13 protein-coding genes are annotated in these 12,302 nt (G+C 66.8%); 12 read left to right on the top strand and 1 reads right to left on the bottom strand.

All coding sequences use genetic code 11. The features are described from left to right. Positions 1-54: 54 nt before the first annotated feature. The 12 genes from LCHO_RS17245 (at position 55) to erpA (ending at position 11,085) form a co-directional block, all read left to right on the top strand. Entirely contained in the window at positions 55-1,032 is a 978-nt protein-coding gene (locus LCHO_RS17245) for a LysR substrate-binding domain-containing protein (RefSeq protein WP_012348464.1), read from the top strand. Further along, on the top strand, positions 1,029-2,333 hold the full coding sequence (guaD, locus tag LCHO_RS17240) for a guanine deaminase (RefSeq protein ID WP_012348463.1): 1,305 nt from the start codon (positions 1,029-1,031) through the stop codon (positions 2,331-2,333). Before LCHO_RS17245 ends, guaD begins: the two co-directional genes overlap by 4 nt. A 58-nt stretch (positions 2,334-2,391) precedes the next feature. Further along, positions 2,392-3,951 carry an ABC transporter ATP-binding protein gene (locus LCHO_RS17235; protein WP_012348462.1) on the top strand — a complete coding sequence of 520 codons (1,560 nt, stop codon included), beginning with the start codon at positions 2,392-2,394 and terminating at the stop codon, positions 3,949-3,951. Further along, positions 3,938-5,023: an ABC transporter permease gene (locus LCHO_RS17230; RefSeq protein ID WP_012348461.1), complete on the top strand. Its 1,086-nt coding sequence runs from the start codon at positions 3,938-3,940 to the stop codon at positions 5,021-5,023. The genes LCHO_RS17235 and LCHO_RS17230 overlap by 14 nt, the downstream gene beginning before the upstream one ends. Before the next feature lie 18 nt (positions 5,024-5,041). After that, positions 5,042-5,962, top strand: coding sequence for an ABC transporter permease (locus tag LCHO_RS17225; protein ID WP_012348460.1), 921 nt, complete (start codon positions 5,042-5,044; stop codon positions 5,960-5,962). Positions 5,963-6,109: 147 nt separating this feature from the next. Next, on the top strand, positions 6,110-6,934 hold the full coding sequence (locus LCHO_RS17220; protein WP_012348459.1) for a hypothetical protein: 825 nt from the start codon (positions 6,110-6,112) through the stop codon (positions 6,932-6,934). Between the two features lie 77 nt (positions 6,935-7,011). Then, complete coding sequence (locus tag LCHO_RS17215; protein WP_012348458.1) at positions 7,012-8,163, top strand: BMP family ABC transporter substrate-binding protein; 1,152 nt, start codon at positions 7,012-7,014, stop codon at positions 8,161-8,163. Between the two features lie 250 nt (positions 8,164-8,413). Then, positions 8,414-8,842: a 50S ribosomal protein L13 gene (gene rplM, locus LCHO_RS17210; protein ID WP_012348457.1), complete on the top strand. Its 429-nt coding sequence runs from the start codon at positions 8,414-8,416 to the stop codon at positions 8,840-8,842. A gap of 9 nt (positions 8,843-8,851) precedes the next feature. Next, positions 8,852-9,244 carry a 30S ribosomal protein S9 gene (rpsI, locus tag LCHO_RS17205; protein ID WP_012348456.1) on the top strand — a complete coding sequence of 131 codons (393 nt, stop codon included), beginning with the start codon at positions 8,852-8,854 and terminating at the stop codon, positions 9,242-9,244. 234 nt (positions 9,245-9,478) lie between these two features. Beyond that, positions 9,479-10,138, top strand: a complete 660-nt coding sequence (locus LCHO_RS17200; RefSeq protein WP_223210458.1) for a DUF6776 family protein — start codon at positions 9,479-9,481, stop codon at positions 10,136-10,138. Positions 10,139-10,221: 83 nt separating this feature from the next. Continuing rightward, complete coding sequence (locus LCHO_RS17195) at positions 10,222-10,644, top strand: bactofilin family protein (RefSeq protein WP_012348454.1); 423 nt, start codon at positions 10,222-10,224, stop codon at positions 10,642-10,644. Positions 10,645-10,719: 75 nt separating this feature from the next. Next, positions 10,720-11,085, top strand: coding sequence for an iron-sulfur cluster insertion protein ErpA (erpA, locus tag LCHO_RS17190; RefSeq protein ID WP_012348453.1), 366 nt, complete (start codon positions 10,720-10,722; stop codon positions 11,083-11,085). A 79-nt stretch (positions 11,086-11,164) separates the two neighbouring features. Here the strand turns inward: erpA and LCHO_RS17185 are convergent, their stop codons facing one another. After that, positions 11,165-12,286, bottom strand: a complete 1,122-nt coding sequence (locus LCHO_RS17185; protein ID WP_043705712.1) for an anhydro-N-acetylmuramic acid kinase — start codon at positions 12,284-12,286, stop codon at positions 11,165-11,167. Positions 12,287-12,302: the final 16 nt, after the last annotated feature.

The following is a 12,302-nucleotide window of genomic DNA, read 5'->3' as shown; positions in this document are numbered from 1 at the left end:
TTTGGTTTCCCGCAGCTATACGTGCTGGTGGATAGAAAGTATGCTTCGAACGGTATGGACAACCGCCCCAACTTTGACAAGATCGAGCTTCATCTTGTCCGGGTCTTGCACACCGTGATCACCGAACGCAGCGTGTCGCGAGCAGCGATGCGCCTGGCCACCACCCAACCCGCCGTCAGCGCCCAACTCAAGCGCCTGCGTGCCCTCACCGGCGACCCGCTGCTGGTGCGTGCCGGCACCGGCATGGTGCCCACCGAGGTGGCGCTGCAGCTGATGGGCCCGGCCGAGACGCTGTTGCGCAGCGCCGAGCAGCTGTTCGGCGGCAAGTTCGGCGAGCGCGCGTTCGGCGCGTTCTCGCCGCAGAGCCAGGCGGTGGAGTTCCGCATCGCGGCGAGCGACTACCTCGACCCCACATTCCTGCCCACGCTGGTGGCGCGCATCAAGCACGAGGCGCCGATGGCGCAGCTGACGATCCACGCGCTGTCGGCCGACTACGACTACCGCGCCCGGCTGGCGCGTGGCGAGGTCGACCTGGTGATCGGCAACTGGCTCGAACCCCCCGGCGAGCTGCACCTCGGGCGGCTGTTTTCCGACGAGATCGTCTGCCTGGTCGGGCAGGATCACGCCGCCGTGCGCAACCCGCGCAGCTGGACGCTCGATCGCTACCTCGACGCCGAGCACGTCGCCCCGACCGCGCTGCATGCCGGCGCACGCGGCGTGATCGACGAACACCTGCAGCGCCTGGGCAAGAGCCGGCGCATCGCGGTGCGCAGCCCGCACTTCGCGCTGGTGCCGCTGATGCTGGCGCAAACTCAGCTCGTGCTCACCACCGGCCGGCTGTTCTGCCAACGTTATGTCGACCTGCTGCCCCTGCGCATCGTGCGCTGCCCCGTCAACTTTCCCAGCATGACCTACTACCAGCTCTGGCACGACGTCAGCCACAGTGCCTCGTCCCTGCGCTGGCTGCGCGAAACCGTGCGCGACGTCGCACGAGGCCTCAGCCCGTCCAAGGCGAACGGGAAATCGGCATGAGCGCACCCGTTCGTCAAGCCCTGTTCGGCGACCTGCTCGACTTCACCGCCGACCCCGGCTGGGCCGCGCCGGCCGATGCGCTGCCCGCCGTGCGCTGGCGGCCCGATCACTGGCTGCTGATCGAGGACGGCCGCATCGTCGCCGCCCAGCCGCAGGCGCCGGGCGACGACTGGCAGCGCCACGATCACGCCGGCCGGCTGATCCTGCCGGGTTTCATCGACACCCACGTGCACAGCCCGCAGCTCGACGTCATCGCCAGCTACGGCACCGAGCTGCTCGACTGGCTGGAGCGCTACACCTTTCCGGCCGAGCGCCGCTACGCCGACCCGGCCGTGGCACACGCCGGCGCGCAGACGTTTCTCGACGCCTTGCTCGCGCACGGCACGACCTCGGCGGTGGTGTTCCCGACCGTGCACGCGGTCTCGGCCGATGCGCTGCTGGCCGGCGCCCATGCCCGCGGCATGCGGCTGATCGCCGGCAAGGTGCTGATGGACCGTCATTGCCCCGACGGCCTGCGTGACGACGTGGCCAGCGCCGACGCCGACAGCCGCACGCTGATCGAACGCTGGCACGGCACCGGCCGCCTGTCCTACGCGATGACGGTGCGCTTCGCACCCACCAGCACGCCCGAACAGCTCGCGATGGCCGGGCGTTGGATGGCCGAGGTGCCCGGCCTCTACATGCAGACCCACGTGGCCGAGAACCGCACCGAGGTGGCGTGGGTGGCCCAGCTGTTCCCCGAGGCGCGCAGCTACCTCGACGTCTACCACCGCGCCGGCCTGCTCAACGGACGCGCCGTGCTGGCACACGGCATCTGGCTCGACGACACCGACCGCGCGCTGCTGGCCGATACCGGCGCGCAGATCGCCCACAGCCCGAGCAGCAACCTGTTCCTGGGCAGCGGCCTGTTCGGCTGGCAGGCTCTTGAGGCGGCCGGCGCGCACGTCAGCATGGCCAGCGACGTGGGTGGCGGCACCAGCCTGTCGATGCAGCGCACGCTCGCCGATGCCTACAAGATCCAGGCGCTGCAGGGCGTGCGGCTGACGGCCTTCAAGGCGCTGCATGCGGCCACCCGCGGCGGCGCCGAAGCGCTCGGCCTGGCGCACGAGATCGGCTCGTTCGATGCCGGCTGCAGCGCCGACCTGTGCGTGTGGGACTGGTCGCACGGCGCCGTGGCCCGGCACCGCGACGCCTTGGCGCAGGATTTGCACGAACGCCTGTTTGCCTGGCTGGTGCTGGGCGACGAACGCAACCTGCGCGCCACCTGGGTGGCCGGGCAGCCCCGCCATCAACGCGATTGAGCGCCGCCATGTGTCTCGACCCCTTCCTTCTCCACCTCCTGCTGCGGGGTACCCCGACATGAGCCAGACCCCTCGACTGGTGCTGCGCGGCATCACCAAGCAATACCCGGCGGTGCGCGCCAACGACAGCGTCGGCCTGACCGTGATGCCCGGCCAGATCCACGCCGTGCTGGGCGAGAACGGCGCCGGCAAGTCGACGCTGATGAAGATCATCTACGGCGCGGTGCAGCCCGACGCCGGCCAGATCGAATGGAACGGCGAGCGCGTCACGATCACCAGCCCGGCGCAGGCGCGCGCGCTCGGCATCAGCATGGTCTACCAGCACTTCTCGCTGTTCGACACGCTGACCGCAGCCGAGAACGTGCTGCTCGGCCTGGGCAAGTCGATGGGCCTGATGGAGGTGATCGACCGCATCCGCGCGGTGGCCGGTGAATACGGCCTCGACGTCAACCCGCTGCGCCCGGTGCACACGCTCAGCGTCGGCGAGCGCCAGCGGGTCGAGATCGTGCGCGCGCTGCTGACGCGCCCGAAGCTGCTGATCCTCGACGAGCCGACCTCGGTGCTGACGCCGCAGGCGGTCGACAAGCTGTTCGTCACCTTGCGCAAGCTCGCCGAGCAGGGTTGCTCGATCCTCTACATCAGCCACAAGCTCGACGAGATCCGCGCGCTGTGCCACCACTGCACGGTGCTGCGCGGCGGCAAGGTGACCGGCGAGGTCGATCCCGCGCAGGAGAGCAACGCGTCGCTGTCGCGCCTGATGATCGGCTCGGAGCCGCCGGCGCTGACGCATCGCCCGGCCAGGCCGGGTGCGCTGGCGCTCGAGGTGCGCGGCCTGAGCCTGGCCAAGCAGGATCCGTTCGGCATGGACCTGCGCGACGTCAGCCTCGACGTGCGAGCCGGCGAGATCGTCGGCATCGCCGGTGTGTCGGGCAACGGCCAGCAGGAGCTGATGGCGTCGCTGTCGGGCGAGGATCCGCGCGGCACGCCGGGCAGCGTGATGCTGTTCGGCCGCGACGTGTCGCGCGCCTCGCCGCGTGCGCTGCGGCGCCAGGGCATGCATTTCGTGCCCGAGGAGCGGCTCGGCCGCGGCGCGGTGCCCACGCTTTCGCTCGCGCACAACGTGCTGCTCACGCGCACCGAAGGCGTCGACCGGCGCAGCGGCTGGCTGAACATGGCGGCGATCCGCCAGCAGGCGGCCGGGTTGATCGAGCGTTTCAACGTCAAGGCCGGCGGGCCGGAGGCGGCGGCCAAGTCGCTGTCGGGCGGCAACCTGCAGAAGTACATCGTCGGCCGCGAGATCGAGGCCGGGCCGAAGCTGCTGCTGATCAGCCAGCCGACCTGGGGCGTCGACGTGGGTGCTGCGGCACAGATCCGCGGCGAACTGCTGGCGCTGCGCGACGCCGGCTGCGCGGTGCTGGTGGTCAGCGAGGAGCTCGACGAGCTGTTCGAGATCTGCGATCGGCTGGTCGTGATCGCGCAAGGACGGCTGTCGCCGTCGATCGCCACCGCGCAGGCCAGCGTCGAGCGCATCGGCGAATGGATGTCGGGGCTGTGGCCCGAACCGGTCAACCGCAGCACGGCTGCCATCGAAGGGGAGCTCGTTCATGCTCAAGCTTGAAGCGCGCCCGCAGCCGTCGCGGGTCATGTCGCTGGCCTCGCCGCTGCTGGCGCTGGTGATCACGGTGCTGCTGGGCATCGTGCTGTTCCTGCTGCTGGGCAAGGACCCGGTGCGCGGCCTGCAGATGTTCTTCGTCGAGCCGCTCAAGAACGCCTACGCGCTGTCGGAGCTGAGCGTGAAGGCGGTGCCGCTGGTGCTGATCGCGCTCGGCCTGGCGGTGTGTTTCCGCTCCAACCTGTGGAACATCGGCGCCGAGGGGCAGTACATCCTGGGCGCGCTGGCCGGCGGCTGGGTGGCGATGCAGGCCGGGCCCGAGACGGCCTGGATGGGCCGCGGCATCGTGGTCGCGATCCTGCTCGCGGGCGTGCTGGGCGGCATGGTCTGGGCCGGCATCGTGGCGCTGCTGCGCGACCGCTTCAACGCCAGCGAGATCCTCGTCAGCCTGATGCTGGTGTACGTGGCCGAGATGGTGCTGAGCTACCTGGTCTACGGGCCGTGGAAGGACCCGCTGGGCTACAACTTCCCGCAGACCATCACCTTCGACGCCATCACCAAGGTGCCGCGCCTGATCGACGGTCTGCGCCTGAACGCCGGCACGCTGATCGCGCTGGTGGCGGTGGCGGCGTTCACGGCCTTCCTGTTTCGCACCTACCGCGGCTTCGCGCTGCAGGTCGGCGGGCTGGCGCCGGCGGCGGCGCGTTACGCCGGTTTCTCGTCGCGCACCGCGCTGTGGACGGCCTTGCTGATCTCGGGCGGCATGGCCGGCCTGGCCGGTGCGCTCGAAGCCGCCGGGCCGCTGGGGCAGCTGACGCCCTACGTGCCGGCGGGCTACGGCTTCGCCGCCATCATCGTCGCCTTCGTCGGCCGGCTGCATCCGGTCGGCATCGTGTTCTCGGCGGTGCTGATGAGCATGTTCTACATCGGCGGCGAGCTGGCGCAGTCGCGCCTGGGCCTGCCGAAATCGCTGACCGGCGTGTTCCAGGGCCTGCTGCTGTTCTCGCTGCTGGCCTGCGACACGCTGATCGCCTACCGCATCCGCTGGGTGCGGCCGCAACTCCTCAAGACCGCCTGACGCGATCGAGCACGCACCATGAATGAAATCGCCTTGCTGATCGCCGCGACGCTGAGCGCCGGCACCGTGCTGGCCATCGCCGCACTCGGCCTGCTGATCAACGAACGCGCCGGCATCCTCAACCTGGGGGCCGAAGGGATGATGCTGGTGGCGGCCATCGCCGGCTTCGCCACCTCGGTGCACACCGGCAACGACTGGCTGGCGTTCGGCGCCGGGGCCATTGCCGGCGCCTTGATGGCGGCCGTCTTCGGCCTGCTGGTGATCTGGCTCAACACCAACCAGTACGCGACCGGCCTGGCGCTGAGCCTGTTCGGCGCGGGCTTCTCGGCCTTTCTCGGCATCCGCTACACGCAGGAAAAACTGGCCCAGCGGCCGAGTTTCGAGGTGCCGCTGCTGGCCGACCTGCCTTTCGTCGGCCCGGCCTTCTTCAAGCATCACCCGATGGTCTACCTGACCGTCCTGTTCGTGTTCGCGCTGATGTGGTTCCTCTACCGCTCGCGCGCCGGGCTGGTGCTGCGCGCCGTCGGCGAGTCGCCCGAGTCGGCGCATGCGCTGGGTTATCCGGTGCGGCGCATCCGCCTGGCCGCCGTGATGGTGGGTGGCGCGCTGTGCGGGGTCGCGGGGGCCTATCTGTCGGTGATCTACACGCCGCTGTGGGTCGAGGGCATGACGGCCGGCAAGGGCTGGATCGCGCTGGCGCTGACCACCTTCGCGACCTGGCGGCCGGCGCGCGTGCTGCTGGGCGCCTACCTGTTCGGCGGCGTGACGATGCTGCAGTTCCACCTGCAGGGCGAGGGCGTGCAGATCGCCAGCCAGGTGCTGACGATGCTGCCCTACATCGCCACCATCGTCGTGCTGGTGCTGATCTCGCGCAACCCGGCCTGGATCCGCGCCAACATCCCGGCCTCGATCGGCAAGCCGTTTTTCCCGGGCAGCTGAGCGTGGCCTCGGCTTGGTGCGTCGACGCCCGCAAGCCGTGCTCGAGGCCCTCATTCAAGTGCGGTTTTGGCGCGTAAAAGTGTGTGCACTTTGGTATGCGATTTGCGAGGTGTCGGGGTGGCTTCACTCCAACACCGAAAGTTCGACATGCTCTCCAGAACCAAGCTCGCTTGCGCTGTTTCCCTGGCCCTGATCGCTGGCGTCGCCCAGTCTGCCGATTGGAGCAATGCCTCCATCGGCCTGACCTACGGCACCAAGTTCAAGGAGCCCGGCAATGCCGCGGAAGTCAAGAAGACCATCGTGACGCTGCAGTACGTCGGTGGCTTCAAGTACGGCGTCAATTTCTTCACCCTGGACATGCTCAAGTCCGACGTCAACAACCCGGCGCGCAACAGCACGCGCGGCGCCCAGGAGGTCTACGTCGTCTACAGCAACTCGCTGAGCCTGGGCAAGCTCGGCGGCAGCCCGGTCAAGTTCGGCCCGGTGCGTGACGTGGCGTGGCAGACCGGCTTCGACTTCAACTCGAAGAACGACGCCTTCGGGGCCGGCCTGGTCAAGTTCATCGCGGGCCCGAAGGTCGAGTTCGACGTGCCGGGACTGCTGACGCTGGGCCTGCTGTACTACAAGGAACACAACAACAACAGCTTCGCCGGCCGGAACGTGCATTTCGACGGCACGGCCCGGCTGGCTGCGGTCTGGAACTTCCCGTTCCAGGCCGGCACGCCGGCCGTGTTCAAGGGTTTTGCCAACTTCACCGGTGCCAAGGGCCTGGACGGCGGCGGTGCCCAGACTTCGCCCGAGACCTGGCTCGACTCGGCCCTGCTGTGGGACATCGGCTCGGTGGCCGGCACGCCCAAGACCTTCTACGCGGGCATCGGCTACCAGTACATCAAGCACAAGTTCGGCAACCGTGCGTCATTGCCCGGCACCAAGGTGTCGGCGCCCGAGTTGAAGTTCGAGGCTCATTTCTGATCTGCAGGAGGCGGTACCGGGTCGGTGCCGCCGCCATAATTCACCGCCTGATCCGACCCTCATGAAGAGAGACACCGATGACAGATCCAACCAAGCGTTCCGTGATGAAGCTCACCGCGCTGGCATCGCTCGCGATGTCGGCGGCCCTGGTGGGTTGCGGCAAGAAGGAAGAGCCTGCAGCGCCAGTCGCCGAGCCCGCGGCTTCGGTCGCAGCCAAGCCCGAGCCGCTGAAGGTGGCGTTTGCCTACGTGGGCCCGGTGGGTGACGCGGGCTGGACCTTCGCGCACGACAACGCACGCAAGGCCGCCGAGGCGGAGTTCGGCGACAAGATCGTCACCAGCTTCGTCGAGAACGTGCCCGAGTCGGCTGACGCGGAGCGCGTGATGCGCGATCTGGTCGGCCAGGGCAACAAGCTGATCTTCGGCACCACCTTCGGCTACATGGAGCCGATGCTGAAAGTTGCCGCCGACACGCCGGACGTCAAGTTCGAGCACGCCACCGGCTACAAGACCGCCGCCAACCTGCGCACCTACGACAGCCGCACCTACGAAGGTGCCTACATGGCCGGCGTGATCGCGGGCGGCATGACCAAGAGCAACACGCTGGGCGTGGTCGGCTCGATCCCCATCCCCGAGGTGATCCGCAACATCAACGCCTTCACGATGGGCGCGCAGAGCGTCAATCCGAAGGTCAAGACCAAGGTGGTCTGGATCAACAAGTGGTTCGATCCCCCGAAGGAAGGCGAGGGCGCGCAGAGCCTGATCTCCGGCGGCGCCGACGTGCTGTTCCAGAACACCGACTCCAGCGCGGTGCTGCAGAAGGCCGACGAAAAGGGCAAGCTCGCCTTCGGCTGGGACTCGGACATGAGCAAGTACGCGCCCAACGCCCACCTGGCCTCGGCCATCATCAACTGGGCGCCGTATTACAAGAAGGCCATCAAGGACGCGCTCGAAGGCACCTGGACGACCGGCGGCGTGTGGTGGGGCGTGAAGGAAAACGCGATCGACATCGTGTCGATCTCCGACAAGGTGCCGGCCGAACTGAAGGCCAAGGTCGAGACGGTCAAGGCCGGCCTGATCGACGGCAGCTTCGTGATCTGGAAGGGCCCGATCGTGGGTCAGGACGGCAAGGAAGTGCTGAAGAAGGACGAGGTCGCCGACGACAAGTTCCTGGGCGGCGTCAACTTCTACGTCAAGGGTGTCGAGGGCAAGGTGCCGAGCGGCAAGTGACCTGACGTGATGCGGGCGAGCCGGGCATCCAGTCCCGGCCGTTCGCATGCCATGGCCCGCGGTACGGCGCTCGCGCTATACTCGCGGGCTTTTCCGTCTTTGGCTACGCGGAAGAGCTGGTTCCCCGGTGTGATGCAGGCGCAAGCAGGCATGGCACGGCCGGTTCCAGTCCAGGAGCTTGAGCGGCCGCCCCGATAAGCGGCACCGATGGCACTGGCAGTAGCCGCAAACCCTTGCAAAGAGATTTGCCATGAATACCTTCAGTGCCAAGCCGGCAGAGGTCGTGCATGAGTGGTTTGTGATTGACGCAACGGACAAGGTTCTCGGACGGGTGGCCAGCGAAGTCGCCCTCCGCCTGCGCGGCAAGCACAAGGCCATCTACACGCCTCACGTGGATACCGGTGACTTTATCGTTGTCGTCAACGCAGAAAAACTCCGCGTGACCGGCACCAAGTCGATCGACAAGAAGTACTACCGTCACTCGGGCTACCCGGGCGGTATCTTCGAAACCAACTTCCGTGACATGCAGGCCAAGCACCCCGGCCGTGCACTCCAGAAGGCCGTCAAGGGCATGCTGCCCAAGGGCCCGCTGGGTTACGCGATGATCAAGAAGCTGAAGGTCTATGCCGGTGACACGCACCCGCACGCCGCTCAGCAGCCGAAGACGCTGGACATTTAAGGAACGGCCATGATCGGTGAATGGAACTATGGCACGGGCCGTCGCAAGTCGTCGGTCGCACGTGTGTTCATCAAGAAGGGCACGGGCAAGATCATCGTGAACGGCAAGACGGTCGAAGAGTACTTCGGTCGTCAAACCTCGATCATGATCTGCAAGCAACCGCTGTTCCTGACGAACAACGCTGAAGCGTTCGACATCAAGGTCAACGTGCACGGTGGCGGCGAGTCGGGCCAGGCCGGCGCAGTGCGCCACGGCGTGACGCGCGCGCTGATCGACTACGACGCAGCGCTCAAGCCCGAACTGAGCAACGCCGGCTTCGTGACGCGTGACGCGCGCGAAGTCGAGCGCAAGAAGGTCGGTCTGCACGGCGCTCGCCGTCGCAAGCAGTTCAGCAAGCGCTGATCTGGCGCAGGAGGGCTCCGATCACCCGGAGTCTCCTGCGAGCAAGCTGGCGCGCCTTGTTGCGTACGCCTGCGATCGAAGGGCCACCATCGGTGGCCCTTCGTGTATGGTGCGTTTCAATTCGGCGACAGTCGTCGAACTGACCACCCACCGAGTGCTGCTCGGTCCCCATTTTTTGGCATGCGCTGGAAGCTCATACGTCGTCGTCTATCTGTCAGTGCGCCCCGTGTCACCGTGCGCAGTCGCCTGCCTTGGCCGGTGAGGTGGATCTTCTTCGCGGTGATGCTGGGCTTCTGCGCTGCCCTGGGCCTTTGGGCCTATGAATTCGGCAAGGACTTTGCCGGTCTCGACCGGGGCGCTCACGAAGAACTGAAGCTGCTGCGAGAAGAACTGGTGCGCCTGCGCTCCGAGCATGAGCGCGCGATCTCGATCGCCAACTCTGCCGACAGTCTGCTCAAGGCCGAACGGGCGACGCAGGAAAGTCTTGCGTCCCGGGTGAAGGCACTCGAGTCCGAGAACCTGGCGCTGACGCGCGACCTGGCCTTCTTCGAGCGGCTGATGCCCTCCACGGGCAGTACGAAGCTGTTGACCTTGCGGGGTTTGCAGGTCGAGATCGAGGCGCCCGGGCGCTTGCGGTTCCAGGGCCTGTTGATACTGGCCGGCGGACGTTCGGGCGAATTCAAGGGTCGATACGAGCTGCATCTGAGCGGCACGCAGGACGGACGCAGTTGGACACAGGCTGTCCAGATCGCAACAAATACTGTAAATCTGAAACAGTATCAACGCCTGGAAGGTGCGGTCGACTACCCGGCGACGGCCGTGGTAAAACAACTGGAGGTCAAGGTCCTCGATGCCAGCGGCAAGGTGCAGGCCACCGAAATTGCCCGCCTGTGACATCCGGACCCTCGCTTTGACGGGGTGCAGCGTTCCGCCGACTGTGCCCCCGGATCCTCCTCCCAGCTTCAGGAAAATCATTCATGTTCGGTTCGAAGAAACAGCCTGCCATCCGCAGCCTCATCGGCGAAGGCACTGTGGTGCAGGGCACCTTGCGTTTCAGCGACGGCTTGCGCATCGACGGTGAAGTGCAGGGCGACGTCGTCGCAAGTCCCGACGACAAGAGCATTCTCGTCATCAGCGAAAAAGCCAGGGTCATCGGTACGGTCAAGGCCGGTCATGTCATCATCAACGGGACGGTGATGGGGCCGGTCGAATCCACGCTTCTGCTGGAATTGCAGCCCAAGGCCCGCATCCAGGGCGACGTGCGTTACGAGTCGCTTGAAATGCACCAGGGTGCCACCATCGATGGTGCCTTGCAGCGACTGACCTCGGGTTCCGTTGCCGCCGTTATCGAAGACAAGCCGGCGCTGAAGCTGCTGGCCGCTGGCAACGATATGAAATGATTCCCGGGGGATTCGGCCTGCTCGCCGAACCCCTTCGTCATCCGCCCGTTACCAAGCAAAGAGCAGGAGAGCCCCATGAGCGCCGTTGCAGAAAACATCCAGACCGAGATGCCCAGCCCCATCATCTTCACCGACAGTGCCGCCTCCAAGGTGGCGGATCTGGTCGCAGAGGAGGGCAATCCTGACCTCAAGCTGCGCGTCTTCGTTCAGGGTGGCGGCTGCTCGGGTTTCCAGTACGGCTTCACCTTCGACGAAATCGTCAACGATGACGACACCCAGATGTCGAAGAACGGCGTCACGCTGCTGATCGATGCCATGAGCCTGCAGTACCTGGCCGGCGCCGAGATCGACTACAAGGAAGATCTGCAGGGCGCCCAGTTCGTGATCAAGAATCCGAACGCCACCACCACCTGCGGTTGCGGGTCGAGCTTCTCGGCCTGAGCGATCGTCACGCTTGCAGAAAAGCCGCCCTCGGGCGGCTTTTCTTTTGTCTGCAATGCGGTCCTGCGAGCTTCGGAACTCAATACCCAGGGTAGCAGCAGCCCAGGATGCGCGGCCCCCGGGCGCCGGTCACCGCCGGCTCGCTGGCCGCTTGTCGGCGCAGGTGCTGATGTGCCAGCCATGCAAATGCAGCCGCTTCCACCTGCAAGGGCGGCAGACCTCGTTCGTCGCTGGACAGCACGGGTGTCCGAGCCAGGGCCGCCTGCAGTTGGCGCATCAGTTCGCCATTCAATGCGCCGCCGCCGCAGACCAGCAGTTCATCCACCTGCAGTTGCAGGCGCAGCAGATCGCCGGCGATGGACTGCGCGGTGTACGCGCACAGCGTGGCCTGAACATCGGCTGGTTCGGCCGATCGTGCGCTGCGTGCCAGATGGGCATCGAGCCAGCTGGCATGGAACAGATCCCGTCCGGTGCTCTTGGGCGGCGACAGCGCCAGAAAGGGTTCTGCCAGCAGCGCGTTCAGCAGGCCCGGCAGGACCTGGCCCGAGGCGGCCCAGCGGCCGCCCTCGTCATAGGTGCGACCGAGGTGGCGGATGGTCCACAGGTCCATCAGCACATTGCCCGGGCCGACGTCCCAGCCACGCGGCGCCAGCCCGGCCTGCAACAGCGTCAGGTTGCTGATGCCGCCGATGTTCACCAGCGCGAGGGTGCGGTTCGGATCACCGAAGACGGCGTGATGGAAGGTCGGCACCAGCGGCGCACCCTGGCCGCCCGCGGCCAGATCGCGGCTGCGGAAATCCGCGATCACGTCGATGCCGCAGCGTTCGGCCAGCAAGGCCGGGTTGTTGATCTGCGACGTGTAGCCCACGCCGTCGAATGCCAGCGGTTGGTGGCGCACGGTCTGGCCATGCGCGCCGACCGCACGCACCTGGCTGGCCGGCATGGCCGCTTGCTGCAGCAGCCGTTCGACGACCTCGGCATAACGGCGCGCCAGTGCGTTGCCGGCCAGCGCCGCCCGGTGCAGTTCGTCAGGGCCGCTGGCCTGGAGCGCCAGCAGCTGCGCCTGGAAATCGGCTTCGAAAGGCTGGTGGACATGGGCCACCACGCCGTGCCAGCGATCGCTCTCATCCCATCGGCACAGCACGCCGTCGACACCGTCGAGCGAGGTGCCCGACATCAGGCCGATGCAATGTGTCGTCACCGTGCCGCTCGCCGGG

Source organism: Leptothrix cholodnii SP-6, assembly GCF_000019785.1.
Classification (GTDB): Bacteria; Pseudomonadota; Gammaproteobacteria; order Burkholderiales; family Burkholderiaceae_C; genus Sphaerotilus; species Sphaerotilus cholodnii.
Note: the sequence above shows the minus strand (reverse complement) of the source record. Positions and strands in the feature narration are given on the sequence as shown.